The organism is Klebsiella sp. CN_Kp100 (assembly GCF_040065315.1).
Lineage (GTDB): Bacteria > Pseudomonadota > Gammaproteobacteria > Enterobacterales > Enterobacteriaceae > Klebsiella > Klebsiella oxytoca.
Map to the genome: position 1 here is coordinate 1 of NZ_JBEAIJ010000028.1, position 26,508 is coordinate 26,508.

23 protein-coding genes and 1 riboswitch are annotated in these 26,508 nt (G+C 54.0%); of the genes, 10 read left to right on the forward strand and 13 right to left on the reverse strand.

All coding sequences use genetic code 11. The annotated features are described in order from the left end of the window. Nucleotides 1–137: 137 nt before the first annotated feature. Together murI and btuB are read right to left on the reverse strand one after the other, a co-directional pair. Nucleotides 138–992, reverse strand: coding sequence for a glutamate racemase (gene murI, locus ABLV12_RS08790; RefSeq protein WP_004116931.1), 855 nt, complete (start codon nucleotides 990–992; stop codon nucleotides 138–140). Further along, nucleotides 937–2,805 (reverse strand): TonB-dependent vitamin B12 receptor BtuB, encoded by a 1,869-nt coding sequence (gene btuB / locus ABLV12_RS08795; protein WP_049593888.1) that lies wholly within the window; start codon nucleotides 2,803–2,805, stop codon nucleotides 937–939. Before btuB ends, murI begins: the two co-directional genes overlap by 56 nt. Nucleotides 2,806–2,870: 65 nt before the next feature. Beyond that, nucleotides 2,871–3,053, reverse strand: a riboswitch (cobalamin riboswitch). Between the two features lie 116 nt (nucleotides 3,054–3,169). Here btuB and trmA point away from each other — a divergent pair. Further along, entirely contained in the window at nucleotides 3,170–4,270 is a 1,101-nt protein-coding gene (gene trmA / locus ABLV12_RS08800) for a tRNA (uridine(54)-C5)-methyltransferase TrmA (RefSeq protein ID WP_064398831.1), read from the forward strand. A gap of 46 nt (nucleotides 4,271–4,316) precedes the next feature. On the opposite strand, the gene ABLV12_RS08805 is transcribed toward trmA, so the two are convergent. Next, the gene (locus tag ABLV12_RS08805) at nucleotides 4,317–4,676 is read right to left on the reverse strand and encodes a YijD family membrane protein (protein WP_004107583.1); all 360 of its coding nucleotides are present in this window, start codon (nucleotides 4,674–4,676) and stop codon (nucleotides 4,317–4,319) included. A 15-nt stretch (nucleotides 4,677–4,691) separates the two neighbouring features. Further along, a complete protein-coding gene (gene fabR / locus ABLV12_RS08810) occupies nucleotides 4,692–5,327 on the reverse strand; it encodes an HTH-type transcriptional repressor FabR (protein WP_004107582.1) in 636 nt (211 codons plus the stop codon). Between the two features lie 196 nt (nucleotides 5,328–5,523). On the opposite strand from fabR, the gene sthA reads away from it, so the two are divergent. Continuing rightward, nucleotides 5,524–6,924: a Si-specific NAD(P)(+) transhydrogenase gene (gene sthA, locus ABLV12_RS08815; protein WP_004116922.1), complete on the forward strand. Its 1,401-nt coding sequence runs from the start codon at nucleotides 5,524–5,526 to the stop codon at nucleotides 6,922–6,924. On the opposite strand, the gene oxyR is transcribed toward sthA, so the two are convergent. The 4 genes from oxyR to argC form a co-directional block, all read right to left on the reverse strand. Beyond that, nucleotides 6,907–7,824, reverse strand: a complete 918-nt coding sequence (oxyR, locus tag ABLV12_RS08820) for a DNA-binding transcriptional regulator OxyR (protein ID WP_004107578.1) — start codon at nucleotides 7,822–7,824, stop codon at nucleotides 6,907–6,909. The two genes, sthA and oxyR, sit on opposite strands and share 18 nt — an antisense overlap. 267 nt (nucleotides 7,825–8,091) lie before the next feature. Further along, entirely contained in the window at nucleotides 8,092–9,465 is a 1,374-nt protein-coding gene (argH, locus tag ABLV12_RS08825) for an argininosuccinate lyase (protein WP_004116920.1), read from the reverse strand. 77 nt (nucleotides 9,466–9,542) lie between these two features. Continuing rightward, nucleotides 9,543–10,319, reverse strand: a complete 777-nt coding sequence (argB, locus tag ABLV12_RS08830; RefSeq protein WP_094298910.1) for an acetylglutamate kinase — start codon at nucleotides 10,317–10,319, stop codon at nucleotides 9,543–9,545. 6 nt (nucleotides 10,320–10,325) lie between these two features. After that, nucleotides 10,326–11,330, reverse strand: a complete 1,005-nt coding sequence (gene argC / locus ABLV12_RS08835; RefSeq protein ID WP_348866983.1) for an N-acetyl-gamma-glutamyl-phosphate reductase — start codon at nucleotides 11,328–11,330, stop codon at nucleotides 10,326–10,328. A 184-nt stretch (nucleotides 11,331–11,514) separates the two neighbouring features. Between argC and argE the strand changes: the two genes are divergently transcribed. Together argE and ppc are read left to right on the forward strand one after the other, a co-directional pair. Next, nucleotides 11,515–12,666 carry an acetylornithine deacetylase gene (argE, locus tag ABLV12_RS08840; protein WP_004116916.1) on the forward strand — a complete coding sequence of 384 codons (1,152 nt, stop codon included), beginning with the start codon at nucleotides 11,515–11,517 and terminating at the stop codon, nucleotides 12,664–12,666. A 254-nt stretch (nucleotides 12,667–12,920) separates the two neighbouring features. Beyond that, nucleotides 12,921–15,572, forward strand: a complete 2,652-nt coding sequence (gene ppc / locus ABLV12_RS08845; protein ID WP_004107564.1) for a phosphoenolpyruvate carboxylase — start codon at nucleotides 12,921–12,923, stop codon at nucleotides 15,570–15,572. 98 nt (nucleotides 15,573–15,670) lie between these two features. On the opposite strand, the gene zinT is transcribed toward ppc, so the two are convergent. Beyond that, nucleotides 15,671–16,318, reverse strand: coding sequence for a metal-binding protein ZinT (gene zinT, locus ABLV12_RS08850; RefSeq protein ID WP_348866984.1), 648 nt, complete (start codon nucleotides 16,316–16,318; stop codon nucleotides 15,671–15,673). Between the two features lie 591 nt (nucleotides 16,319–16,909). Here zinT and ABLV12_RS08855 point away from each other — a divergent pair. The 5 genes from ABLV12_RS08855 (at nucleotide 16,910) to ABLV12_RS08875 (ending at nucleotide 21,388) form a co-directional block, all read left to right on the forward strand. Then, complete coding sequence (locus ABLV12_RS08855; RefSeq protein WP_064344082.1) at nucleotides 16,910–17,317, forward strand: DUF1090 domain-containing protein; 408 nt, start codon at nucleotides 16,910–16,912, stop codon at nucleotides 17,315–17,317. A gap of 302 nt (nucleotides 17,318–17,619) precedes the next feature. Continuing rightward, entirely contained in the window at nucleotides 17,620–18,483 is an 864-nt protein-coding gene (locus ABLV12_RS08860; RefSeq protein WP_348866985.1) for an AraC family transcriptional regulator, read from the forward strand. 204 nt (nucleotides 18,484–18,687) lie between these two features. Next, a complete protein-coding gene (fsa, locus tag ABLV12_RS08865; RefSeq protein WP_004107558.1) occupies nucleotides 18,688–19,350 on the forward strand; it encodes a fructose-6-phosphate aldolase in 663 nt (220 codons plus the stop codon). Nucleotides 19,351–19,406: 56 nt separating this feature from the next. Then, a complete protein-coding gene (locus tag ABLV12_RS08870; protein WP_004107557.1) occupies nucleotides 19,407–20,510 on the forward strand; it encodes a glycerol dehydrogenase in 1,104 nt (367 codons plus the stop codon). A 128-nt stretch (nucleotides 20,511–20,638) separates the two neighbouring features. Continuing rightward, a complete protein-coding gene (locus ABLV12_RS08875) occupies nucleotides 20,639–21,388 on the forward strand; it encodes a DeoR/GlpR family DNA-binding transcription regulator (RefSeq protein ID WP_024274868.1) in 750 nt (249 codons plus the stop codon). A gap of 49 nt (nucleotides 21,389–21,437) precedes the next feature. Here the strand turns inward: ABLV12_RS08875 and ABLV12_RS08880 are convergent, their stop codons facing one another. The 3 genes from ABLV12_RS08880 to ABLV12_RS08890 all read right to left on the reverse strand — a co-directional run bounded on the left by ABLV12_RS08880 (nucleotide 21,438) and on the right by ABLV12_RS08890 (nucleotide 24,438). Continuing rightward, entirely contained in the window at nucleotides 21,438–22,334 is an 897-nt protein-coding gene (locus tag ABLV12_RS08880; RefSeq protein WP_160887294.1) for a DMT family transporter, read from the reverse strand. Between the two features lie 144 nt (nucleotides 22,335–22,478). Then, on the reverse strand, nucleotides 22,479–23,366 hold the full coding sequence (metF, locus tag ABLV12_RS08885; RefSeq protein WP_017145150.1) for a methylenetetrahydrofolate reductase: 888 nt from the start codon (nucleotides 23,364–23,366) through the stop codon (nucleotides 22,479–22,481). Between the two features lie 166 nt (nucleotides 23,367–23,532). Beyond that, nucleotides 23,533–24,438 (reverse strand): LysR family transcriptional regulator, encoded by a 906-nt coding sequence (locus ABLV12_RS08890; protein WP_024274867.1) that lies wholly within the window; start codon nucleotides 24,436–24,438, stop codon nucleotides 23,533–23,535. Between the two features lie 91 nt (nucleotides 24,439–24,529). On the opposite strand from ABLV12_RS08890, the gene ABLV12_RS08895 reads away from it, so the two are divergent. Then, nucleotides 24,530–24,931, forward strand: a complete 402-nt coding sequence (locus ABLV12_RS08895; RefSeq protein WP_004107552.1) for a carboxymuconolactone decarboxylase family protein — start codon at nucleotides 24,530–24,532, stop codon at nucleotides 24,929–24,931. A gap of 5 nt (nucleotides 24,932–24,936) precedes the next feature. Here the strand turns inward: ABLV12_RS08895 and ABLV12_RS08900 are convergent, their stop codons facing one another. After that, nucleotides 24,937–26,493 (reverse strand): bifunctional UDP-sugar hydrolase/5'-nucleotidase, encoded by a 1,557-nt coding sequence (locus tag ABLV12_RS08900; protein ID WP_335270551.1) that lies wholly within the window; start codon nucleotides 26,491–26,493, stop codon nucleotides 24,937–24,939. Between the last annotated feature and the right edge of the window lie 15 nt (nucleotides 26,494–26,508).

Genomic DNA, 26,508 nt, shown 5'->3' on the forward strand with positions numbered 1-26,508 from the left:
CATCGCTGAATCCCGCTGACCCGGCGGGCTGTAAGCCGTTGTTCCGTGTCAGTGGAGGCGCATTATAGGGAGTTCTGAGACGTTGACAAGCCCTGTTTGCAAAAAATCTTTCAACCGTCTCTTTTTTGTGCAAAAGGCTATGAAAGCGGTAATTTTTCCAGCGATTCGAAGCCGTAACGCTGCAAAACGCTCAAAAGCTGTTCAGTTTCAGCCGTTAACGCCATACAGTACGCAATATTGGCATCACCCGATTTTGCATCAGGCGCTTCATGCTCTAATAGCCAGGCGGTTCGACGCGCAATCGCCGCCCCGGAGTCGATCATTCTTGTCCCTTCCGGCAGAACCTGCTGCAGCTCCTCTTGTAATAGAGGGAAATGCGTACAGCCCAACACAACCGTATCAGGCGGCTCCTGCATTCGCAGCCAGGGACGCAGAATACGTCGCAGCTCATCCAGCGGAACCGGCTCGCCGTGCAGCTTGGCTTCTGCCAGCTCAACCAGCTCTGCCGATCCCAGCATTTCGATTTTGCATTCATTCGCAAAACGAGCAATCAGTTCGCGCGTATAAGGACGTTTTACCGTCCCGCGCGTCGCCAGCAGACCAACAACGCCATTCGCCGTTAATCGTGCCGCGGGTTTTATCGCAGGAACCACGCCGACAACCGGAAACGCAAATTTGTCGCGCAAGGCGGGGAGGGAAACGGTACTTGCGGTATTACAGGCAATGACGGCCAGCGCCAGGGGGTAACGCTGCTGAACCGCGGTGACAATCTCCAGAACGCGTTCAACAATAAACTCTTCGCTTTTCTCGCCGTAGGGGAAAGCAACGTTGTCGAAAGCGTAGATATAATGCAGATTCGGCAAAAGCTGCCGAATCTCATTGTAAACCGACAGCCCACCGACGCCGGAATCAAACACCAGCACGGTGGGACGTGGATCAGAAGGTGTAGCTGCCAGACAAGTAGTATTCTCGTCCTGCAGTTTGGTAGCCATAAGCTGTCTCGTAATCTTTATCGAACAGGTTAGCTATTTTACCACGAACTGTCAGTCGATCGGTGATCGGATACGCTGCAGAAACGTCTACCGTGCTGTAGCTCGGCAAAATTCTTTGCGTATTGTTGTATTGGGAGGTGTTGTTGTCGTAACGCTTCCCATAATACTGCCACGACACATCCATATCGACATCAAACACGGACCAGTCCAGCTGATATTTTGCCTGTCGTTTAGAACGCCGGGCCAGCACTTCACCGTTATCATCGTTACGCGGATCAACATACTGCAACGTTACGCGATGGCTAAAAATACCGGTATCAATACTTCCCGTCCATTCCACGCCTTTAATCGTGGCGGCATTGATATTGTCGTACTCCCCCTCATAGGTAACAGGATCGGAGTAATAGGTAATCAGATTACTAATCTTGTAATGGTACGCGGATAAGCGCCAGTCAACTGGGCCGGTAAGCCCTTCCAGCCCCGCCTCCCACTGTTTCGACTCTTCAGGTTTCAAATTAGGATTCGCGTTGATACCAAATCGGGTTGAGCCAAACTGTTGTCCTAAAGAAGGCGCAAGGAAGCCGGTACCGTAACCGATAGTCAGGCGATAATTTTCAACAAACTCCCATCCTGCGGTAGTCTGCCAGGTACCGTGCCAGCCAAACTGCTCATCGTGGTCTTCACGTCCGGAAGCTTCGAGGGTGACATCACCCACTTGCTGCTGGCCCGTCAGATACAGCCCCGTGTTATCACGCTTGTAGGTATCCGACAGCGCCGTATCTGACGACGTTAAACGCTGCTGCTGCCAATCGACCCCTGCGCTGACCGAGCCGTGACCGACAATAACGTTATTGCCCCATTGAAGATTACGCTGCGTCATCCTGTCGAGCGTCGTCCCATCATTATAACGACCATAAATACTGCTGTAGTTATAGTCCTTTACCTTCTGATAGCTGGCGATAAGCTGAGAGGAGTAAATACCGGAATTGAAGTTCAGCCCGGCATCCCAGCTTTGGTTATAGAGTTGGTTTTCATCTGCGCTGTTGGCCGGACTATACGGCGGGCTTCCAAGATCGTAATCAGAGTTGTTGGTGTAGCTGTGTCCGCGGAAGAAACCGTCAAAATTCTCGTTAAATTTATGCTCAAGACTGCCCCAAAACGTTTTATTACGGAAACCATCGCGATCGCCGTCGTGATCCCAGGTTGAATCAGGCTGAACGTTAAAGCCTTTATTGCCCTCATAAGAGCCCGCAACTGTCGCGACCGTATCGCCAAAGCGATGGCGCAGAGTACCGTCATATTGTTGGTACCCTTTAGAACCCACCCCAGCGGTAATTTTGGATTGTTCTTTATCGGAATGCGTAATGACGTTAATCACGCCGCCCATTGCGCCGGAACCATAAATCGCCGAACGCGGGCCGCGGATATATTCAACTCTCTGCACCAGCGATAGCGGAATCTGGTTCAGGTCAGGATTATTGGTGATACCCGGTCGGGCCATGGGAACGCCATCAACCAGAACCAGCACCTGTTTGGCTTCGGTACCACGGATGAAGAGCGAGGAAGATTGCCCCATCCCCCCATTTTGCGCGACGTCCACACCTGGCAATCGGCGCATTACATCGTTCAAATCTTTCGCCTGCCAGCGATCGATCTCTTCCCGCGTCACAACATCGGTCGGCGCAAGGACCGTGTTGACCGGTTGTTGAAAACGATTTGCTGTCACCACTAACGTATCTGAATTGCTGTCCTGCGCCCAGCCGGAAAAAGCCGTGACGGAGAGCGCCGTCATCAGCGAAGCTTTTTTAATCATTTTAAAAGCATCCGTAATATGCAAAGGATGCCGCCGGCTCTATCAATAGCACGCGATGATAGAAACCAAATGCGACGTATTCCGGCAGGTCTTCGGGCTTGGGGTGTTTAATGGATGAGGACTTCCCGCTAAATAACCGCAGTGTCTGCACTATGCGCTCATCCCACTTTTCCTTACCGCTGCGCGTCAGCTCCAGATTTGCACTGGATTCCCTATTAACTCATAGGACCGGTAACACGATGCTATAATCAGAAACATATAGATGTCCAGACTTCTACGGTGATATTTCCTGATATTATCAGGGCTGGACATCCCCAGCGCTTTCCCTACAATCCCCGCGTACTTATTTTATTCAGGATACATCATGACCCCCAAACACCTTCCTACCGAACAATATGAAGCGCAGCTGGCAGAGAAAGTCGTCCGTTTGCAGAAAATGATGGCGCCTTTCAGCGCCCCGGTTCCGGAAGTGTTTCGTTCGCCGGTCAGCCACTATCGCATGCGCGCAGAGTTCCGCCTGTGGCACGATGGCGATGACCTGTACCACATTATGTTTGATCAGCAGACCAAATCCCGTATTCGCGTCGATACCTTCCCGGCCGCCAGTGAATTTATTAATCAATTGATGACTGCCGTGATTGCCGGCGTACGCGATAACCCGGTACTGCGCCATAAACTGTTTCAGGTGGATTATCTGACCACCCTAAGCAACCAGGCGGTGATATCGCTGCTGTATCATAAAAAGCTCGACGACGAGTGGCGCCAGCAGGCGGAGCGTTTGCGCGATGCGCTGCGGGCGCAAAACCTGAATGTGCATCTGATTGGCCGCGCAACGAAGACGAAAATCGAGCTGGATCAGGATTATATTGATGAACGCTTACCGGTTGGCGGGCGTGAAATGGTCTATCGCCAGGTAGAGAATAGCTTCACCCAGCCGAACGCAGCGATGAACATCCAGATGCTGGAGTGGGCTATTGATACCACGAAAGGCGCAACCGGCGACCTGCTTGAGCTGTATTGCGGCAACGGCAACTTTTCGCTGGCGCTGGCGCGTAATTTCGATCGCGTGCTGGCAACAGAGATTGCTAAACCATCCGTCGCAGCAGCGCAATACAACATTGCCGCGAACCACATTGATAATGTGCAGATTATCCGCATGTCGGCGGAAGAGTTTACTCAAGCGATGAACGGCGTGCGGGAGTTTAATCGCCTGCAGGGCATCGATCTGAAGAGCTATCAGTGCGAGACGATTTTTGTCGATCCGCCGCGCAGCGGGCTGGATAGCGAAACGGAGAAAATGGTGCAGGCGTATCCGCGTATTCTGTATATCTCCTGCAATCCGGAGACCCTATGCCAGAACCTGGAAACGCTCAGTGATACCCACGAGATCACGCGCCTGGCGCTGTTCGACCAGTTTCCGTATACCCACCATATGGAATGCGGCGTATTGTTAACGAAGAAGTAAAGCTGCGGCAGGAAACCCGGCAACAGCGCTGTTGCCGGGCGATAGATTATTCAGCGATCGCGCTCTTGCGGTTGCGCACTTTGTAGCCAATCCAGAACACCATAATCACCGACAGAACCGCCGGGAAGAAGTTAGAGCCGATGTCCGGATATTCCGCGCGCACAACGGTGCTATAAACCAGCACGCCGAGAATAAAACAGGCGGCGGCAAGCCCCGGCAGACCCACGGGCATACTACGATTTTGATAGCGCTGATGCAGACAGTAAACCGTCAGCACCAGCGACAAAACAGGGAAAATGGAAAAAGGGACAATTGAACTGAATAGCGCAGCGAAGGTTCCATTAATGGATAAACCTGCGATCAGCGCCAGCAGCAGCGTGCCTCTATCTTGTACTGAGTGTTTCATTGCTCGTCCTTCACGTTATTCGGAATGATTTGAAATTTTTTCTTGTTCACGGCGATACCAATAATACGCGCCTTTCGAGATCATTCTGAGCTGCAGCACCAGGCGCTCTTCCAGCTGCCGACGCTGCTCCGGACCTACATCCAGGGCCTCGGCGCCGGCGCTAAATACGATGGTGACCATAGCTTCAGCCTGCGCTTCGGTAAAGGCGCGCGGCATATGGTTTTCGATTTCTAAATAGTCGGCAAGTTCCGCGATGAAATGCTGAATTTCACGCGCCACGGCGGCACGAAACGCCGCGGATGTACCGGAGCGTTCACGCAGCAGCAGACGGAAGGCATTCGGATTGTTACCGATGAATTCCATAAAGGTGGAAACAGAGGTACGAATGACGCTGCCCCCTTTGGCGATACGCTGCCGCGCCTGACGCATCAGCTGACGCAGCATCAGCCCGCTTTCATCCACCATGGTCAAACCCAGCTCATCGACATCGCGGAAATGGCGATAGAAGGACGTTGGGGCGATCCCGGCTTCCCGCGCCACTTCGCGCAGGCTCAAGCTGGCAAAACTTCGTTCAGCACTTAGCTGGCTAAATGCTGCTTCCACCAGCGAACGCCGGGTTTTTTCTTTTTGTTGCGCTCTTACGCCCATCACGTTGTCTGAATCCTTCCATAAGCCCTTCCGGCACTATACCAGAGATTAGAACTAATCGGTTTACACTGGATTGTGAATGATTGTTTACGAGCTGTTTCTGCTTTTATGCCGCAAAAAAGCACAACGATAATTGGGTTAAAGCGCGCCGAATGTTATCATCGTGTTTATTTTATGTATAAAACAGGTGAGTAATGCCATGTCACACTCTTGGGATTATGATGCAATTGTGATTGGTTCCGGTCCGGGCGGAGAAGGTGCCGCCATGGGGCTGGTGAAACAGGGAGCACGCGTTGCCGTCATCGAGCGCTACCATAACGTCGGCGGCGGTTGTACCCACTGGGGTACCATCCCGTCAAAAGCCCTCCGCCATGCCGTCAGCCGTATTATCGAGTTTAACCAAAACCCCCTCTACAGCGACCATTCCCGTCTTCTTCGTTCTTCCTTCGCCGATATCCTGAACCATGCCGACAGCGTCATTAACCAGCAAACCCATATGCGTCAGGGTTTCTACGAGCGCAACCACTGTGAAATCCTGCAGGGCAACGCCCATTTTGTCGATGAACACACTATCGCGCTGGAATGCCACGACGGTACCGTGGAGACGGTGACGGCGGAAAAGTTCGTCATTGCCTGCGGTTCACGCCCCTATCACCCGGCAGACGTCGACTTTCATCATCCGCGCATTTATGACAGCGACTCGATCCTCAGCCTGCATCACGAACCGCGCCATGTGATCATTTATGGCGCCGGGGTGATCGGCTGCGAATATGCGTCGATCTTCCGCGGGATGGAGGTCAAAGTGGATCTGATCAACACCCGCGATCGTCTGCTGGCGTTTCTCGATCAAGAGATGTCTGATTCGCTCTCCTATCACTTCTGGAACAGCGGCGTGGTAATTCGTCACAACGAAGAGTACGAAAAGATTGAAGGCGTTGATGACGGCGTCATCATGCATCTGAAATCCGGCAAAAAGCTCAAGGCGGACTGCCTGCTCTACGCCAACGGCCGTACCGGGAATACCGACTCTCTGGCGCTGGAAAATATCGGTCTGCAGACCGATAGCCGCGGTCAGCTAAAGGTCAACAGCATGTACCAGACCGCCCTGCCGCACATCTATGCTGTCGGCGATGTGATTGGCTATCCGAGCCTGGCCTCCGCCGCGTACGATCAGGGGCGCATTGCGGCCCAGGCGCTGGTGAAAGGCGAAGCATCTGCGCATCTGATTGAGGATATTCCTACCGGGATTTACACCATTCCGGAAATCAGCTCGGTCGGCAAAACCGAGCAGCAGCTGACGGCAATGAAGGTGCCTTATGAGGTCGGGCGCGCGCAGTTCAAGCACCTGGCGCGAGCGCAGATTGTCGGTATGAGCGTCGGTACGTTGAAGATCCTGTTTCATCGCGAAACGAAAGAGATCCTCGGCATTCATTGTTTCGGTGAGCGCGCGGCCGAAATTATTCACATCGGCCAGGCGATAATGGAGCAGAAAGGCGGCGGTAACACCATTGAGTACTTCGTTAACACCACCTTTAACTATCCGACAATGGCGGAAGCCTATCGGGTAGCCGCGTTGAATGGCTTAAACCGCCTGTTTTAACGCCGCGTCGAAATGGCCATCCATTTTACTGCGGATGGCCTCCGCCAGATGTTCATAACGGCTACGCAGCGGAGAACCCGGGCGATAAACCAGCCCAACGGTACGTCTCGGTTCCGGCTTAATGCAAGGCACATAGACCACGCCATCGCGCTTTCTCTCCTGCGGCACGGCTAAGGCGGGCAACAGGGTGATGCCGCTACCAGCAGCCACCATGTTACGCAGCGTTTCGAGACTGGTCGCACGGAAGTGGGTGTCTTCATCGGCGCCGGCTTCAAAGCAAAAGCCCATCGCCTGATCGCGCAGGCAGTGGCCATCTTCCAGCATCAGCAGTTTTTCACCGGCCAGATCCGACATCGGCACGCACTCGCGGTTTGCCCACGGATGATCTTCATAGATAGCCAGCATCATTGGCTCATCAAACAGCGGCACCTCAATAAAAGCTTCGCTCTCTTTGACCAGCGCCAGAATTGCGCAGTCGAGCTTACCGCTATCAAGCTGGGCCAGCAGCTGATGGGTTTGCGCTTCATGCAGATACATTTCCAGCTTCGGAAAGGTCTGGTGCAGCATGGGGATAATCAGCGGCAGCAGATAAGGGCCAATGGTCGGGATCAGTCCGATATGCAATGGCCCGGACATGGTCTCTCCCTGCTGGCTCGCCATTTCCTTAAGCACTTTGACTTCGCGTAGCACGGTACGCGCTTGATCCACCAGCAGCAGCCCTGCCTGGGTGAACAGAACCTTACGGCTGGTGCGCTCCAGCAACATCACGCCGAGTTCATCCTCCAGCTTACGGATCTGCCCGCTAAGCGTAGGTTGACTGACGTGGCAAGAATCCGCCGCACGGCGGAAGTGGCGGTGTTCAGCTAGCGCTACCAGATATTCAAGATCGCGAATATTCATTATTCATCCTCCATCGCCACGATAGTCCATGGCGATAGATAGAATAGCAACGAACGATTATCCCTATCAAGGTTTCTGTTCAATAATAAACCCATAAATGAGGAAAACTGCAGAAAATCATTGAGCTTCCTCATCAGTTCTCTACCCGGATAACTAAAGCCAACGTGAACTTTTGCGGACCTTGTGTCCGCTTTTTTTTTGCATAAAAAAGCCCGGAGTTACCCGAGCTTCCTTTATTTAATGCCTTTCAGGCAGCGAACAGATAGCTCAAACCAGGCGCGATTTAGCGTCGGCAATCGCCTGAGCAACCTGCTGCGGAGAAACGCCGCCTTTAGCCGCTCGCTTATCCAGACACGACTGCAGCGAAAGAATCGGATAGACGTCATCAGCAATAACGCCGCTAAATTTTTGTAAATCGGCCAGAGGGAGATCTTCCAGCGGTTTGCCCTGGGCAATGGCTTCTACTACCGCTTCACCCACAATATGGTGCGCCTCACGGAACGGTACGCCTTTAGCTACCAGATAGTCCGCCAGCTCGGTGGCATTCGCGTATCCCTGCTGCGCGGCTTCTTCACAGCGCGGGCGTTTCACCTGAATACCGTCAAGCACCAGCGCCGCCATATGCAGGCAGTCGAGCCAGGTATCAAGCGCGTCAAACAGGCCTTCTTTATCTTCCTGCATATCTTTGTTGTAGGCCAGCGGCAGCCCTTTAAGGGTCATCATCATGCCGGTCAGGGCACCCTGCACGCGGCCGCATTTACCGCGGATCAGCTCCAGCGCATCCGGGTTTTTCTTCTGCGGCATCAGGGATGAACCCGACGTCACGCGGTCAGAAAGCTCCACAAAGCCCGCTTCGCCGGTATTAAAGAAGATCAGATCTTCGGCAAAACGCGACAGGTGGACCATGCCGATTGAGGCATCAGACAGCAGTTCCAGGACGTGATCGCGATCGGACACGCTGTCCAGGCTATTGCGGGTCGCCGTTGCGAAACCCAGCCAGCCGGCAAGCTGTTCGCGATCGATTTCATAGGCGGTCCCCGCCAGCGCGCCGCAGCCCAGCGGGCTGACGTCCAGACGCTTCAGCGCATCCTGCAGGCGGCTTTCATCACGCGCCAGCATTTCGACATAGGCCAGACACCAGTGAGCGAACGTCACCGGCTGCGCGCGCTGCAGGTGAGTATAGCCCGGCATGACCGCGTCCTGATTAGCCTCCGCCGTCTCAACCAGCGCGCTTTGCAGCTGACGATTCGCCGACAGCAGTTCCACCACGGTATCTTTGCACCACAGCTTCAGGTCCGTTGCGACCTGGTCATTACGGCTGCGCCCGGTGTGCAGCTTTTTGCCCAGTTGGCCAACCTTGTCGATCAGTTTACCTTCTACCCAGCTATGAATATCTTCCGCATCGCTTTCGAGGATCTGCTGCGGATTAGCCCGTACTTCTTCCAGCAGAATGTTCAGCGCCTCTTCCAGCTTCTGCTGTTCATCAGCGGTCAGTACGCCCACCGTCACCAGCGCTTTGGACCAGGCAACAGAGCCAACGATATCCTGCTCCGCCAGGCGATAGTCAAAGCGCAAAGAGTCGTTGAACTGTTTGAACCGCTGATCCGCTGCCTGAGTAAAACGCCCACCCCAAAGTGCCATAACATGCTTCCTTAATATCTTTGAATTTTATTGCCCGGCGGCGCTGCGCTTACCGGGCCGACAAAATGATAAATTGATTATGCCAGAATACGCGTGCCGATCGGCGTACCGTTAAACAGCGCAGGGAGCTGCTCTGCGTGCCGCCAGGAGGCGATATCGACCGGGCGGCCTAATGTCCGCGCCGCGTCCAGAGCCGCATTCACTTTGACGATCATTCCGTCGGTGATAATGCCCTGCTCGATCAGTTGTTCAGCTTTCCCGGCGGTCATTTCAGCAATACGCTGACCTTTGCCATCGAGAATGCCGCTCACGTCTGACAGCAGAATCAGGTCTGCGCCAAGCGTTGCCGCCAGCGCGGTCGCCGCCTGGTCGGCGTTGACGTTCATTAACTTACCGTCATCGGTAACGCCGATGGAGCTGACAACCGGCAGATAACCGCCCGCCAGCAGCGTGTTAATCAGCGCCGGAGAACCCGGCTGAGCAAATCCGACATGGCCAAGCTCTTCATCAAGCTGCGTCACTTTGACGCTATCGCCATCGCCGAGGAATAGCCCAACGGAAGCCAGGCCGTGTTTCTTCGCCCACGCCAGCAGCGTTTTATTGGCGGTTCCCGCCAGCGCGCCGGTAATAATGTCGATCTGATCCGCCGGGGTGACCCGCAGACCATTTTTCTTGTTCACCGGCAGATTGAGCTGCTTCATCAGTTCATCCACCACACAGCCGCCGCCGTGCACAATAATTAGCGGGCGCTGATGTGATTCACGGTAGTTCACCAGGGCAGTAAACAGGCGCTCCAGCGCTTCTTCGCTGTCCAGCAGGACGCCGCCGAGTTTGATAATTAAAGGATTCATCATCACACCTTAAATAAGAGACTGCGTCTCAGCGAAGCCGAAACGAATATTAGCGCACTGTACGGCCTGCGCGGCCGCACCTTTCAGCAGGTTATCTTCCGCCGCCACCACGATGATATGTTCATCCTGGACTGCAAAACCGATATCACAGAATGGCAGACCCACGACATTTTTCAATGCAGGGACCCCACGATCGTATAAACGTACCAGCGGTTTATCCGCATAGGCCTGCTGGAACACCGCCGCGACCTGTTCTTTACTGACGCCGGGCTTCAGACGACAGGTAATGGTTTCCAGAATCCCACGCTTAAAATTGCCCAGATGCGGGGTAAAAATAACGTCCGCGCCCAGGTGGGTGGAGATTTCCGGGTGATGGCGGTGATTGAAAACGCCGTAGGGTTGCAGGCTGACTTCGCAGAAGCTGTTACCGAGAGAGGCTTTACGCCCGGCGCCGCTGACCCCGCTGGTCGCGTTGATCACCGGCCACTGGTTAAGATCCAGCAGTCCCGCATCGATCAGCGGTTTTAACGATAGCTGAGCCGCCGTCGGGTAGCAGCCGGGTACGGCAATCAGATTTGCCTCTTTTAGCTTTTCGACTCTCCACTCGGCCAGGCCGTAAACCGCCTGTTCAAGCAGTTCAGGGTGCTGATGAGTGAAACCATAATATTTTTCATAGAAGGCGCCGTCATTCACGCGGAACGCCCCGGAGAGATCGAACACCACGCAGCCCGCCGCGAGAAACTGCGGCGCCAGATCGTGGCTCACTTCATGGGCGGTAGCCAGAAAAACGACATCGACTCCGGCGCTAAACTCGCTGATATCAGACATCGGCTGCAGCGGCAGATCGACAATGCCTTTCAGTTGCGGATGCAAATCGGAAACTAATTTTCCCGCATCATTGCTTTGCGCGGAGACCGTCAAAGCGGTTATGGTCATATGAGGATGGCGATTTACATAGGCCACTAGCTCTGCGCCGGCATAACCGCTGGCGCCCACAATCAGCGTGTTCAACATTGGGGCTCTTCACCTTCTTGCTTACGTATATTTGCCCTGGAAGACCGTTGCCTTCCCCACCCTGTTGAGCCGTAAGCGCATCATCCTTACGTTCGATGGGTTTCCTTACGCTCAACGATAATGTATTTTTATTCACAAATAATGCATGAATATTGATACTATCACGACCCGAGGTGTGTCAACAATGAAAAACAATTTACCGCCCTTTATCGAGATTTACCGCGCGCTGATCGCCACACCTTCCATCAGCGCAACCGAAGAGGCGCTGGATCAAAGCAATGAGTCTTTAATCAATTTACTGGCGGGCTGGTTCCGTGATATCGGCTTTAATGTTGAAGTTCAGCCGGTGCCGGATACGCGTAATAAATTCAACCTGCTGGCGAGTACCGGCCACGGCGCAGGCGGCCTGCTGCTTGCCGGGCACACCGATACCGTCCCGTTTGATGATGGCCGCTGGACTCGCGATCCTTTTACCCTGACCGAGCACGACAATAAGCTATACGGCCTGGGCACTGCGGATATGAAAGGCTTCTTCGCCTTTATTCTCGATGCCTTGCGCGACGTCGATGTGGCTAAACTGAAAAAGCCGCTCTATATTCTGGCGACGGCCGATGAAGAGACCAGCATGGCCGGCGCGCGCTATTTCGCCGAAACGACCCAACTGCGGCCGGACTGCGCCATTATCGGCGAACCGACTTCGCTGCAGCCGGTACGCGCGCACAAAGGCCATATCTCTACTGCCGTTCGCGTTCAGGGGCAGTCTGGCCACTCCAGCGACCCGGCACGCGGCGTCAACGCCATTGAGCTAATGCACGATGCCATCGGCCGCATCATGCAGTTGCGCGATGACCTGAAAGAGCGTTATCACTACGCCGCATTTACCGTCCCGTATCCCACACTTAACCTTGGGGCCATTCACGGCGGCGATGCCTCCAACCGCATTTGCGCCTGTTGCGAACTGCATATGGATATTCGCCCGCTGCCCGGAATGACCCTCAACGATCTTAACGGGCTGCTGAACGAGGCGCTGGCACCGGTGAGTGAGCGTTGGCCAGGTCGCCTGACCGTTGCTGAACTGCATCCGCCGATCCCTGGCTACGAATGCCCACCGGACCATAAGCTGGTTGAGGTAGTCGAAAAACTGCTCGGCGCGCAGACCGACGTGGTCAACTACTGCACCGAAGCGCCGTTTATTCAGACCCTCTGTCCGACGCTGGTATTAGGCCCGGGCTCGATTAACCAGGCCCACCAGCCGGATGAGTATCTGGAAACGCGCTTTATTAAGCCAACCCGCGAGCTCATTACCCAGGTGGTCCACCATTTCTGCTGGCATTAAAACGCGCGCCCTCTGGTGATTTTTTTCCGCACGAGAGGGTGACAATTATCACGCTTTCATAAGCAACACTTATCAAGCGACCTCTGAGTTAAATTTCGCAAATTGCCGCTATTTATTCGTTTGCTGAAGCGATTTCGCAACAATTGACGCGGGGGGTTTTACGTGGCTTTATAAAAGACGGTTGCTTATCCACTGCTCAAATTTTCGAGCGCCGGATATAACAAAATAAAATGAGATGGGGTGTCTGGGGTAACATGAACGAACAATATTCCGCTTTGCGTAGTAATGTCAGTATGCTCGGTAAGGTGCTGGGCGACACCATCAAGGATGCGCTAGGAGAAAACATTCTTGATCGTGTCGAAACTATCCGTAAGTTGTCCAAATCTTCTCGCGCTGGCAATGAAGCCAACCGCCAGGAGCTGCTCACCACGCTGCAAAACTTGTCCAACGACGAGCTGCTGCCGGTGGCGCGCGCCTTTAGCCAGTTTCTGAACCTGGCCAATACCGCTGAGCAATACCACAGCATTTCGCCAAAAGGCGAAGCGGCCAGTAATCCTGAAGTGATTGCCCGCACCCTGAGAAAGCTCAAAGAGCAACCGAATCTCAACGAAACGATTATTAAACAAGCCGTTGAATCCCTGTCGCTGGAACTGGTGCTGACCGCACACCCGACAGAAATCACGCGTCGTACGCTGATCCACAAGATGGGCGAGATCAACAACTGCCTGAAGCTGCTCGATAATAACGATATTGCTGACTATGAGCGCCACCAGGTCATGCGCCGTCTTCGCCAGCTGATTGCCCAGTCCTGGCATACCGATGAAATCCGTAAGCATCGCCCTACCCCGGTGGATGAAGCCAAATGGGGCTTCGCGGTTGTCGAAAATAGCCTGTGGGAAGGCGTACCAAACTACCTGCGTGAGCTGAATGAGCAACTGGAAGATAACCTGAACTATCGGCTGCCGGTGGATTTTGTCCCGGTCCGCTTTACCTCGTGGATGGGCGGTGACCGCGACGGCAACCCGAACGTAACCGCCGACATTACCCGCCACGTCCTGCTGCTCAGCCGCTGGAAAGCCACCGATCTGTTCCTGAAAGACGTACAGCTGCTGATTTCCGAGCTGTCAATGGTCGAGTGTACCGACGAGCTTCGTGAACTGGCAGGCGCGGAAGGCGCGCAGGAACCCTATCGTTACCTGATGAAAAAACTGCGCACGCAACTGATGGAGACGCAGGCCTGGCTGGAAGCGCGCCTGAAGGGGCAGAAGCTGCCGAAACCGGCGGGCCTTATCACGCAAAACGAGCAGCTATGGGAACCGCTCTACGCCTGTTACCAGTCGCTCCAGGCCTGCGGTATGGGAATTATCGCCAACGGCGAGCTGCTCGATACCCTGCGCCGCGTAAAAGCCTTTGGCGTACCGCTGGTGCGTATCGATATCCGTCAGGAAAGCACCCGTCACACCGAAGCGCTGGGCGAGATGACCCGCTACCTCGGCATCGGCGACTATGAAAGCTGGTCAGAAGCTGACAAACAGGCCTTCCTGATCCGCGAACTGAATTCCAAACGTCCTCTGCTGCCGCGTCAGTGGGAGCCGAGCGAAGAAACCCGCGAAGTGCTTGAGACCTGCAAAGTCATCTCCGAAGCGCCGCGCGGCTCTATTGCAGCCTATGTGATTTCGATGGCCAAAACGCCGTCAGACGTCCTGGCAGTACATCTGCTGCTGAAAGAAGCCGGTATCGGCTTTGCGCTGCCGGTCGCTCCGCTGTTCGAAACCCTGGACGACCTGAATAACGCCGACGACGTTATGACCCAACTGCTGAATATCGACTGGTATCGCGGCTTTATCCAGGGCAAGCAGATGGTCATGATCGGCTATTCCGACTCGGCGAAAGATGCGGGCGTAATGGCCGCCTCCTGGGCGCAGTACCAGGCGCAGGACGCGTTAATTAAAACCTGTGAAAAGGCCGGCATTGAGCTGACGCTGTTCCACGGCCGCGGTGGTTCTATCGGTCGCGGCGGCGCGCCGGCGCACGCGGCCCTGCTCTCTCAGCCTCCGGGAAGCCTGAAAGGCGGCCTGCGCGTCACCGAACAGGGCGAGATGATCCGCTTTAAATACGGTCTGCCGGAAGTCACCATCAGCAGCCTGTCGCTCTACACCAGCGCGATTCTGGAAGCCAACCTGCTGCCGCCGCCAGAGCCAAAAGCGCAATGGCGCGACATCATGGCCGAGCTGTCCGACGTCTCCTGCGAGATGTACCGCGGCTACGTGCGTGAAAATAAAGATTTCGTTCCTTACTTCCGTTCCGCGACGCCGGAGCAGGAGCTGGGCAAACTGCCGCTGGGCTCGCGCCCGGCCAAACGTCGCCCGACCGGCGGCGTCGAGTCGCTGCGCGCCATTCCGTGGATCTTCGCATGGACGCAAAACCGCCTGATGCTGCCAGCCTGGCTGGGTGCCGGCGCTGCGCTGCAAAAAGTCGTCGAAGGCGGCAAGCAGAGCGAGCTGGAGAGCATGTGCCGCGACTGGCCGTTCTTTTCTACTCGTCTCGGCATGCTGGAGATGGTCTATTCAAAAGCCGATCTGTGGCTGGCGGAATATTACGATCAGCGTCTGGTGAAGCCCGAACTGTGGAAGCTGGGAGAAGAGCTGCGCGAACTGCTGTCTGCTGACATCAACGTGGTGCTGGCCATCGCCAACGATTCCCACCTGATGGCCGACCTGCCGTGGATCGCGGAGTCCATCCAGCTGCGTAATATCTATACCGACCCGCTGAACGTACTCCAGGCCGAACTGCTGCATCGTTCACGCCTGGCGGAAGAGAAAGGTGAAAAACCGGATCCGCGCGTTGAACAAGCGCTGATGGTCACCATCGCAGGCGTTGCGGCTGGTATGCGTAACACCGGCTAATTCGCCTTGAGAAACCTGTAGCCCGGCTAAGCGTGCGTAGCGCGAGCCGGGTTAAAAACCTCGGCCCCGGTAAGCATCGCGTTTACCGGGGCTTTTTATTAGTGATGCAGCATTTCGTCGACAATCTGCTCTTTATGCAGCGCGTAAGGGTAGTAGGTCGGCCAGTTATCCATCTCTTTCAGCAGCGCTTCCTGCGACTCATTGCCCATAAAGATATGGAAATGTTGGGATTTGCGCGGCGCAATGGTGTGATCGCTAAACTGGACGAACTTTGGCGCTTTTGAATCCGCCTGCTGGCATTCAAAGAGGTAGCGCACGCCTTTTTTACCGGATGCGTAGGTCAGGATTTTGTAACCGGAATAGGCGTACTTACAGGTATTCACGGTTTTTCCAATGTGAAACTCCATGACGTTATCTTCGATACCAATCTGGTCCACATCGGTGGCATAGCCCTTCTTATAGTATTCCCGATATTCCGCCACGCTTTTACCGGCTTTTTTGGCCTTCTGCTCCAGCACGGCATCTAAATCGCCGTTCAGCAGATAGGGATTTACCGACTGCCAGATACCGTCCCAGTCGCTCAGCGTCCTGTCCTTTACATCCTGGTCGGCAAAAATGCCGTCACTCGCCTTTTGCTCTGCTTCGGTCAGCGCCGGGCCATGACTATGGTGGCCGTGGGCAACAGCCTGGCTGCTCGCCAGGACCAGGCTCATACCAAGCATAAGCGCGGAAATCTTTCGGGTCATCACTCTCTCCTGAGTTTAGGTTAGCAATAATATGTTACGGTATAACATAACATTAATATTATGCAACACACTTTCATACCCTGACTTCCCCTTTTCGGGATACCCATTGCGCCGAAAAGCAGCCGCTTTGGTCAGAAAATAATCCCTGAGATCTGTTTTAGCAGATGGGTTTTCAGTGGCCAGATAAAAAAACAGCAGATATCATGAAAAAACCTATGCCTGATTTATCCATCAATAGTGGTTGTGCATTTTCTTGCAAAAGGGCAAAACATCGACAAACAAATAAACCTCATAGATATCAATATTTCTAAAAAAATAAAGTGATTGATTTATTAAAACCATCATCTGAATGTCCGCGCACCTTTTACTTTATATTTTACCAGCGAGGTAGCCACACGCAACTCAACGGGATTGTTGTATTTTATATTTTTGATTATAAATCATAAAGTTAACAATTAACTTTACATCATATAATTATAAGAGAAATCCTGGCCAATGGTTATTGACCGGGTCTCTTTTCTCAAATAACATTCAATATTAAATAACTACAAAACTCTCGCCCTTACTGTTTAAATTGATAAAGGACTTATCATGAAGTTTATAATTAAATCACTTACCTGTTTTATATTACTTAGCCCTTTTGTTTCTGCCGCAGCCACTGCATCCGATAAATGGTCTGGTTGTGCGGAAAAAGAATATCAAATTCAAAAACAGCTGGAGTATGCCAAAGCTTACGGAAATATACATAGAATCAGGGGGCTGGAAAGCGCGCTGACAAAAGTACAACGCTACTGCACAGACGGTAAACTTACTTCTGAGTGGCAAGAGAAGGTTGCGGACAAGGAGAGTAAGGTCCGCGAGCGCATGGAAGAACTACGCCACGCCCAGGCTTCAGGCGATCCAGAAAAAATCAGAAAAAAAGAGAAGAAGCTACAAGAAGCCAAAAATGAGCTTATGGAAGTACAATCTGGCCTCAATCAGTCACTGACCAGGCAATAAACAAAAGAGACTGGACTAACCTCCTGGTTAAGCCAGCTCTCTTTCCGTTAGCTGATTGTCGACAAGATATTCCCCTCGCTCACTCCCATGTTAAGTAATGAAAAATCCTGATATGTGATGCCGCCAGAAGCAATCCGCCGTACGCAGAAATAACTTGTAAGCACATGATTGCAAAAATATAAAAACAGACAGAGCCGAAGAATAATCCTGCTTGGATGGAGTATCTTATGCCACCCTCTGGTATTCTGCCTTTTCCACGATGTTCGGTATGATGCAGATAAAGCATGTTTTGCGGAGCGATAATGGATAACGGCATCAATCAGGTTATTGATTCTTTTATTAAAGGTCAGGCGGTAATCGGCAAAGTCCATTTTCCCACAGAGTCCAGACCGGCTTCTGAAAAAGCGCTATGCGTCGATTTTCCGCGCCTCGAAATCATGCTTGAGGGTCAGCTTCAGGATCCGGCGATTAAAGCCGATTGCGCCCGGCTCATGCCGCACGATGTGCTCTATATTCCGGCTGGTGGATGGAACGCTCCTCAATGGCTGGTGCCCTCCACGCTGTTAACCATCCTGTTCGGTAAACAACAGCTGGAATTCGCCCTGCGCCGCTGGGACGGCGGCGCGCTTAGCGTGCTGGATAAACAGCAGGTTCCGCGCCGCGGCCCCCGGGTCGGCTCTTTTCTTCTGCAGGCGCTAAATGAAATGCAGATGCAGCCGCAGGAACAGCACACGGCCCGCTGTATCGTCACCAGCCTGCTCAGCCACTGCGCCGATCTGCTGGGCAGTCAGGTGCAAACGTCATCGCGCAGCCAGGCGCTGTTTGAAGCGATTCGTAAGCATATTGATGCCCACTTTGCCGATCCGTTAACCCGGGAGTCGGTGGCGCAAGCGTTTTATCTCTCGCCTAACTATCTTTCCCATCTGTTCCAGAAATGCGGGCCAATGGGGTTTAACGAATACCTGAATCATATTCGCCTGGAACAGGCCAGAATGCTGTTAAAAGGCCACGATATGAAAGTGAAAGATATCGCCCATGCCTGCGGTTTTGCCGACAGCAACTACTTCTGCCGCCTGTTCCGCAAAAACACCGAACGCTCGCCGTCAGAGTATCGCCGTCAGTATCATAGCCAGTTGACGGAAAAAACCGCTTCGCCGGAAAACTAGATTTTTGTGTGTTAAACCTGACTTTTGTACGTAGTTTTATCCCACTGTTGATCCTGCTCTCGAGATAAATGTGATCTAAATCACCCTTAGTCGTAATGCGTACATTTATCCAGTTTTTGGCAAATTTGTCATCTGGCGACCCTTCGAGTGAAAGCCGTATTCTTACCTCAACGACACCACGAATTAAGCACTGAGGAAAGCAATATGGAACTCTATCTGGACACCGCAAACGTAGCAGAAGTTGAACGCCTGGCCCGTATTTACCCGCTGGCAGGCGTGACCACTAACCCGAGCATTATCGCCGCAGGCAAAACGCCGGTTTGGGATGTTCTGCCGCGCCTGCAAAAAGCCGTCGGCCCGGAAGGTATTTTGTTCGCCCAGACCATGAGCCGCGACGCGCAGGGCATGGTGGAAGAAGCCAAGCGTCTGAGCAACGCCGTTCCCGGTATCGTGGTAAAAATTCCGGTGACTGCCGAAGGCCTCGCTGCGATCAAACTGTTGAAAAAAGAAGGTATCCCCACGCTTGGTACGGCGGTCTATAGCGCATCTCAGGGCCTGCTGGCTGCGCTGGCCGGGGCAAAATACGTTGCACCTTATGTAAACCGCGTCGACGCCCAGGGCGGCGACGGCATCCGCATGGTCCAGGAGCTGCAATCTCTGCTGGAGCTGCATGCGCCGGAAAGCAAAGTGCTGGCCGCCAGCTTTAAGACGCCGCGCCAGGCGCTGGATTGCCTGTTAGCCGGTTGCGAAGCTATTACCCTGCCGTTAGATGTAGCGCAACAAATGCTCGGCACCCCTGCGGTAGAGTCAGCCATTGAGAAGTTTGAGCAGGACTGGAATAACGCTTTTGGAACTCTGAACCTGTAACCCGATCGGCGGACCGCCCCAGGAGGCGGCATCCCGGTCATCCAGGAGGAATAGAAATGGATCGCATTATTCAATCACCCGGTAAGTACATTCAGGGCGCGGACGCAATTTCTCGCCTTGGCGGATACCTCAAACCGCTGGCTGAGCGCTGGCTCATCGTTGGCGATAAATTTGTACTCGGTTTTGCCGAAGAAAAACTGCGTAAAAGCCTGGCGGATGCCGATCTGGTTGGCGAAATCGCGCCGTTTGGCGGCGAATGCTCACACAATGAAATCAACCGCTTGCGTGATATTGCCGGTTCCGCCCGCTGCACAGCTGTGCTGGGTATCGGCGGCGGCAAGACGCTGGATACCGCAAAAGCATTAGCACACTTTATGAATCTGCCGGTGGTGATTGCCCCGACGATTGCCTCCACCGATGCCCCCTGCAGCGCGCTCTCTGTCATCTATACCGATGACGGCGAGTTTGATAGCTACCTGATGCTGCCGCGCAACCCGAACATGGTCATTGTCGATACGCAAATCGTTGCCGGAGCCCCGGCGCGCCTGCTGGCGGCCGGTATCGGCGACGCGCTGGCGACCTGGTTTGAAGCGCGTGCCTGCTCCCGCAGCGGCGCCACCACCATGGCGGGCGGCAAATGTACTCAGGCAGCGCTGGCGCTGGCTGAACTGTGCTACAACACGCTGATTGAAGAAGGTGAAAAAGCGATGCTGGCGGCAGAGCAGCACGTTGTGACGCCAGCGCTGGAGCGGGTAATTGAAGCCAACACCTACTTGAGCGGCGTCGGCTTTGAAAGCGGCGGCCTGGCGGCTGCGCACGCTATCCACAACGGCCTGACCGCGATCCCGGATGCTCACCATTACTATCATGGTGAAAAAGTAGCTTTCGGTACGCTCACGCAGCTGGTACTGGAAAACGCGCCGGTAGAAGAGATCGAAACCGTAGCGGCGCTGTGCCATAGCGTCGGACTGCCTATCACCCTGGCGCAGCTGGATATTAAAGCCGATATCCCAGGCAAAATGCGTACCGTAGCGGAAGCCGCCTGCGCAGAAGGCGAAACCATCCATAATATGCCCGGCGGCGCAACGCCGGATCAGGTTTATGCCGCGCTTCTGGTTGCCGACCAGTACGGTCAACGCTTCCTGCAAGAGTGGGAATAACCCCTCCCGACATACCCGCCAGCAGGCGGGTATCTTCTTTTCGCCCGCCATTGCCCGCCAAAACGATGTATTTTATAGTGCGATTTTCCTTTGGGTGAGTCGTAGATATGCAGTCATCAGATCGAAGAATGAGCATTTACGCTATTCTGCAGCAGGACAAAAAAGTCGTCGTCAATGAGCTCGCCGCAAAGTTCGCTGTCACTAAAATGACCATCCGTCGCGACCTCTCCTTCTTTGAAAAACAAGGTATTGTTAAAACGACCTACGGCGGAGCCTATTTGACCAGCGGCGCCAGCGCCGGTCACAGCTTTCTGCTGAACTCGATTCAAATGGATGATGATAAGCATCTCATAGGCCAGAAAGCCGCCGAACTGATTGAAGATGGCGATACCCTTATTATCGACTGCGGCGCCACGCCGCTGGCGCTCGCTCAGTTTATTTTAGATAAAAGAATCATGGTGATAACCAATTCCTTCCCGGTCGTTAATCTGCTGAAAGGGCGTAAAAATATTAAATTGATCGTAGCGCCTGGCGAATATGACGAGGAGGCTCAGGGAATGATTTCTTTCAGTACCGCCGACTTCTTTCATAACATCCATGCCGACAAGGTCTTCCTTGGCACTCAGGGAATCAACGACGAGGGCGAGCTGACGGTAGCAACCATGGCCGGCGCGCACGTCAAGCAAACGCTGATGCGGGCCGGAAGACAGAAAATCCTGCTGGCGGACAAAACGAAATTTGGCCAAACGTTTCTTGCGGGTTACGGCCGTCTGGCAGACCTTGACTTCGCCGTTTGCCAGTCCGGTCTTTCCGCCGATATTCTCTCTCTGATGGACAGGCAAAACGTACAGCTACTGCTGGCTGAAAATCGCTTCTGATGGCCCGGCGTCCGCATAGGGGTAATTGAGCGTTTTGCGTTGATAATACTTATGCGTCCTGCCCCCGAGCGTCACGCTTCCTGAGGCTGATTAGGGTCAGAGCCAGGACAATCAGAACAATACCGGCGCCTTCAACCGGACCCGGGTTTTCCCCTAAGAGCCACCATGAAAACAGGACTCCGCAGACCGGGACCGCCAGGGTGCTCAGCCCCGCGACGCTGGCGGGCAAATTGCGTAACACAAATAACCAGAGGCACCAGGCCAGCGCCGTGGCCAGAATCGCGCTATATCCCAACGCCCAAAAAACCCCAGGCTGCCAGTCAATGCTGCGCTGCGGCACCAGCCAGGCGACGGCGCTCATCACCAGCGCGCCATACAGCATTTGCCAGCTGGTCAAGGCCAGTAAATCCACGCGCGGATAGCGGGCATACATCCGCTTCACCACAATCGCGCTGGCCCCCCAGCTTATGCCAGAGAGGATTGCCAGCAGGGCGCTTTTCATCGACGAAAAATCGAGCTGCCACGGCTGCAGCACCAGCAATAAACCCAGCGCCGCCACGCCTATCGCGGCATACTGCAGCCGCCGCATGCGTTCGCCTAAAAATAGCGCCGCCATCATGACCACCCAAAACGGCATGGTATAGCTTAGAACCGCAACCTTCCCGGCCCCGCCGCTGACCAGCGCCCACTGGGCAAGCCCAACCATCCCGCAGGTCTGCAGCAGGGCAATCGCCAGCGTGTAGCCAAATGGCGTGGGCCGCATTCCGCGACCGCGCAGCAGCAAAACGATAAACAGCAAAGCCGCCCCCAAAATACAGCGCAGCGCGGTAAAATCGAACGCGCCGATATAGAGCGTCACCTGCTTCATCGCAATCCAGCTGTAGCTCCAGATAAGCGTCAGCACAATCAGGCCGCCGAAGGCCAACGGGCTATTTTTCCCTGCCATAATCATCATCCAACCATCATGAATATTTTGCGGGCACTATACTCGCTTTGCTGGCGGGACGATAAACCAAAAGCAGCGGCGTCGAATGCGTTTTCGGCACCGCAGAGAAAAGAAGGAAGATAAGGGGAGGAAACAGAATCTTGTTTACGCCGGACGCACGCCCAGCGTGTGGCAAATCGCGTAGCTCATTTCCGCGCGGTTCAGGGTATAGAAGTGGAAATCTTTCACCCCTTCACGACTTAAAATCTTCACCATATCCATTGCGATATTCGCCCCTACCAGCTGGCGGGTTTCGGGGTCATTGTCCAGACCTTCAAACATTTTCGCCATCCACGTCGGGATACGCACGTTGGTCATGTCGGCAAATTTTTTCGCCTGCTTAAAGTTAGAGACCGGCAGAATACCCGGAATGATTTCGACATCGATACCCGCGGAGACGCAGCGGTCGCGGAAACGCAGGTAGCTTTCCACATCGAAGAAGAACTGGGTAATCGCGCGGTTTGCTCCGGCTTCGACTTTACGCTTCAGGTTGAGCAAGTCTGCCTGCGCGCTTTTGGCTTCGGGATGAACCTCCGGATAAGCCGCGACGGAAATATCAAAATCCCCGACCTCTTTCAGCAGAGTCACCAGGTCAGCGGCATACATATCCGGCTTTCCGCTGCCCGGCGGCAAGTCGCCGCGCAGCGCAACAATATGGCGGATCCCGCTATCCCAGTAATCTTTGGCAATGGTACGCAGCTCATCACGGCTGGCGTCGATACAGGTCAGATGCGGCGCGGCCTCAAGTCCGGTACGCTCCTTAATACCTTTGATAATGCTATGGGTACGGTCACGTTCACCGGAGTTGGCGCCGTAGGTTACGGAGACAAACTTCGGCTTCAGGATGCTGAGGCGATCGATGGATTTCCAGAGGGTTTGCTCCATTTCACTGGTGCGCGGCGGAAAGAATTCAAAGGAGACGTTAATCTGGCCCTGTACTTCCGCCAGGCTCTGATTCAGGGCTTCCCGCTGATTGGCGTGAAAAAAGCTCATACCTTACCTCATCAATCGCATTTTATTGTTTGTTGTATCGCGAACTTCTATACGTTTAGACGTCCAGATGTAAAAATGACGGAAAAGGACACTGGCGTCAATAGAAAAATCAGCGTAAACAGTGAGGAATATTCAGCCTGGATGAAATTAATTCATCTCCTCTTTACTAAGGCAATGATTTTTCAAGTACTGCGGTCAACTCTTCCAACAACATCTTATTTGCCGGCATCGTGACCACGCCCAGCCTGAGCGGAAGCTGCTGACTGGCATCCTGAAGAGGACAGAAAACCACACCCTGACGCTGAATAGCAGAAAAGGATGCCGGCAGTAAAATCATCCCTTCCCCACGCGCAATCCGCGCCAGCAGAACATCGTGCTCGGCGGGCTCCTCCACGTAGGCGGGCGTATAGCCAGCCCGGTCAAAAATGCGTCGCGTATAGTCAAAAAAATCGGGATTACGCTCGCGTTTAAACCAAAACAGCGGCCGGTGATTGAGCGCGCTTAACGCCAGATCCGCCTGACCGACCTCTGGCCAGGCTGCCGGTAGGGCCGCGATGAGCGGTTCATAATACGATAAAGCGCGCAGGTGAAGGCCATCGGTATTCAGCGGCAGGGCGATCAGCGCCGCATCGAGTGTACCCTTGCGCACCCGCTGAGCCAGCGCCGGCGAGGGCTGACGGGTAATATGCAAAGCGCGGTTATGTTCGCCCAAAGCAGCTTCTGCGGCGGCGAAAACTCCTTGTTCAAAAGCGGTCGTCAGGCCCAGACGAAGAGGCTGCTGCGAGTGTGCCGAGAGCTGGCTCAGCGCTGCCAGAGTGCGTTCCTGAAGCGCCAGCAGCGGCCGGACCATGTCCAGCACTCGCCTTCCCTCTTCGGTAAGAATCAGGCCTTTGGTATGGCGCAAAAATAACGTCAGCCCCAGCTGCGCCTCGAGATGGCGGATATGACGGCTCAGCGGCGGCTGCGAAATAAATAGCCGCTGCGCCGCCCGGCTGATGTTGTTTTCCTCCGCAACCACGGCGAAGTAGCGCAGCAGGCGAATATCCAGATTCTGTAAACGTGAATTTGTCATACTGAAAAGGTATCACGAAAAGGGTATTACTCAAGCCCGGTAAACTTACCTAACCTTCATCGCTATGCACAATCACACTGAGGAAAAAGCGATGACCAGCGAACGTTTTACTATCGGACAAGAAATGCTACAGCGCGTGGATGGCAAAGGCGGTGATGCCGTCGTCAATAGCCTGAAGGATATTGCCCCCGATTTCGCCCGCTATCTGATTGAGTTTCCCTTCGGCGATATTTATGCCAGGCCAGGGCTCGATTTACGCAGCCGGGAAATCGCGACCATCGCGGCGCTTACGGCTCTCGGCAACGCCGCGCCGCAGCTAAAAGTGCATATCGCCGCCGGATTAAATGTCGGTCTGACGCAAGAAGAGATGACGGAAGTTATCATGCAAATGGCGGTCTATGCCGGATTCCCGGCGGCCCTGAATGGCCTGTTTGCCGCTAAAGAAGTTTTCGCAGCGCAGCGATCGGCAGGCCGGACTAACCGCCCGGCCTGAAACGACTATTTCTTCACATCGACGACACGCATGTCGTTAAGCTGCTCGTCCGTCACCTTATTTCCGGCTTTGAAGTAGTCCACTACCGCATTTGAAACGTAGTAGCCGCCGGAAGTATTACGCGCTTGCCCTTGGGTAAACGCGGCAAAACCATCGCCGCCATCGGCAAGGAAGCTGTTGGTGGCAATATGATAAACCGTGGCATCTTCAATCGGCTGACCATTGAGCAAAAACGATACGACGCGCTGGCCCACCGGTTTACTGCTGTCGTAGTTCATTTCCAGGCCTCTGGAGACCTGCAGCACGCCGTTGCTTAATCCCGCGCCATGCTCCATCAGGCTACGTAGCTGCTTCCCGGTTAAATCCATGGTGACCAGCTCGTTAGGGAACGGGAAGGTACTGATAACGGCTCCCATGCTCACTGCCCCGGCGGGAATTTCATTACGAATACCGCCTGAGTTAGTTAACGCCAGCTGCGTCTCCTTACCTGCCGCCTGCATCAAGGCATCCGCGGCAAGGTTGCCCAGCGGTGAAGAGACGCCATAAGCGCGAGTAAGCTCGACCGGCGCTTGAGCAATAACCTGCTGCACCACGCGATCCAGCTTTTTATTCCAGCCGTCGATGACCTGCTGCGTCTGCGGGTCAGGTTTCCACTTATCGGCATAGATAGTCTTCAGCTCGAAGTTCTTCACGGTGAACTGATGCGGTTTTTCCTGATAATCCAGCACCAGTTTCCCTACGTCGATGCCGCCGCTATCGGTAGAAAGAATTAACGTATTACCGACTTTAATCGGTTCCGGCGTGCCGACATGGGCATGGCCGGTAATCAAAATGTCCAGCCCGTTGACCTGGCTTGCGGTCTGAATATCTTTATCCAGCGCACGCCGTACATCGGTCCCCCCCTGACTCGACTGGCGTGCCGGGACGCCTTCGTGAATCAGAGCTACCGTCAGATCCACTTTACCTTTCAGTTCATCGATATAGTGCTGTAACCATTTCACCTCGTCGCGCGCTTCGATACCCACCCGCGTTGCGGCGGATACCGTATCGTCAAAGGCAAAAACGCCGTGCAGGCCGATCACGCCGATTTTCACGCCCTCTTTTTCGATAATGGTATAGGGCTTATCCCAGAACGCTTTATCGCTGTTCTGATAAAAAATGTTGCCCTGCACAATCGGGAATTTCGCCTGGCTAAGCTGGAGCAGCGTATTGTCCCAGCCGTGATCGAACTCATGGTTACCTATCGTCGCCGCATCGTAGGGCATGGTGTTCATGATATCGATAATTGCTTTGCCCTTTGTCAGGCTGCTGATATAGGGTCCGGTAAAATAGTCGCCGGCATCAAAAAACCAGGTCGCGCTATTTTTCGCCTTTTCCTGCTTAACCATCGTGGTGATATTCGCCCAGCCGCCGATGTCCCGTTTACCGTCGGCAATCCACGGCACTTTATAGGGTTCGACGTGGGCATGGAGATCGTTGGTGTAAATGAGGGTGACATCTTTGGCGCAGGCCCAGAAAGGCAAAGTCAGCAGGAGGGCGGCGCTAATTGTTTTTAATTTCATCGGAGTTCCTTTCAG

What these genes read in the sequence shown, in the direction of transcription:
- argE (WP_004116916.1), top strand. Translation starts at nt 11,515, where the DNA reads ATGAAAAACAATTTACCGCCCTTTATCGAGATTTACCGCGCGCTGATC.
- metF (WP_017145150.1), bottom strand. Translation starts at nt 23,366, where the DNA reads ATGAGCTTTTTTCACGCCAATCAGCGGGAAGCCCTGAATCAGAGCCTG.
- argB (WP_094298910.1), bottom strand. Translation starts at nt 10,319, where the DNA reads ATGATGAATCCTTTAATTATCAAACTCGGCGGCGTCCTGCTGGACAGC.
- ppc (WP_004107564.1), top strand. Translation starts at nt 12,921, where the DNA reads ATGAACGAACAATATTCCGCTTTGCGTAGTAATGTCAGTATGCTCGGT.
- ABLV12_RS08875 (WP_024274868.1), top strand. Translation starts at nt 20,639, where the DNA reads ATGAGCATTTACGCTATTCTGCAGCAGGACAAAAAAGTCGTCGTCAAT.
- murI (WP_004116931.1), bottom strand. Translation starts at nt 992, where the DNA reads ATGGCTACCAAACTGCAGGACGAGAATACTACTTGTCTGGCAGCTACA.
- ABLV12_RS08860 (WP_348866985.1), top strand. Translation starts at nt 17,620, where the DNA reads ATGGATAACGGCATCAATCAGGTTATTGATTCTTTTATTAAAGGTCAG.
- sthA (WP_004116922.1), top strand. Translation starts at nt 5,524, where the DNA reads ATGTCACACTCTTGGGATTATGATGCAATTGTGATTGGTTCCGGTCCG.
- ABLV12_RS08855 (WP_064344082.1), top strand. Translation starts at nt 16,910, where the DNA reads ATGAAGTTTATAATTAAATCACTTACCTGTTTTATATTACTTAGCCCT.
- ABLV12_RS08900 (WP_335270551.1), bottom strand. Translation starts at nt 26,493, where the DNA reads ATGAAATTAAAAACAATTAGCGCCGCCCTCCTGCTGACTTTGCCTTTC.
- btuB (WP_049593888.1), bottom strand. Translation starts at nt 2,805, where the DNA reads ATGATTAAAAAAGCTTCGCTGATGACGGCGCTCTCCGTCACGGCTTTT.
- ABLV12_RS08805 (WP_004107583.1), bottom strand. Translation starts at nt 4,676, where the DNA reads ATGAAACACTCAGTACAAGATAGAGGCACGCTGCTGCTGGCGCTGATC.
- oxyR (WP_004107578.1), bottom strand. Translation starts at nt 7,824, where the DNA reads ATGAATATTCGCGATCTTGAATATCTGGTAGCGCTAGCTGAACACCGC.
- fsa (WP_004107558.1), top strand. Translation starts at nt 18,688, where the DNA reads ATGGAACTCTATCTGGACACCGCAAACGTAGCAGAAGTTGAACGCCTG.
- argH (WP_004116920.1), bottom strand. Translation starts at nt 9,465, where the DNA reads ATGGCACTTTGGGGTGGGCGTTTTACTCAGGCAGCGGATCAGCGGTTC.
- ABLV12_RS08890 (WP_024274867.1), bottom strand. Translation starts at nt 24,438, where the DNA reads ATGACAAATTCACGTTTACAGAATCTGGATATTCGCCTGCTGCGCTAC.
- ABLV12_RS08880 (WP_160887294.1), bottom strand. Translation starts at nt 22,334, where the DNA reads ATGGCAGGGAAAAATAGCCCGTTGGCCTTCGGCGGCCTGATTGTGCTG.
- ABLV12_RS08895 (WP_004107552.1), top strand. Translation starts at nt 24,530, where the DNA reads ATGACCAGCGAACGTTTTACTATCGGACAAGAAATGCTACAGCGCGTG.
- zinT (WP_348866984.1), bottom strand. Translation starts at nt 16,318, where the DNA reads ATGACCCGAAAGATTTCCGCGCTTATGCTTGGTATGAGCCTGGTCCTG.
- ABLV12_RS08870 (WP_004107557.1), top strand. Translation starts at nt 19,407, where the DNA reads ATGGATCGCATTATTCAATCACCCGGTAAGTACATTCAGGGCGCGGAC.
- argC (WP_348866983.1), bottom strand. Translation starts at nt 11,330, where the DNA reads ATGTTGAACACGCTGATTGTGGGCGCCAGCGGTTATGCCGGCGCAGAG.
- trmA (WP_064398831.1), top strand. Translation starts at nt 3,170, where the DNA reads ATGACCCCCAAACACCTTCCTACCGAACAATATGAAGCGCAGCTGGCA.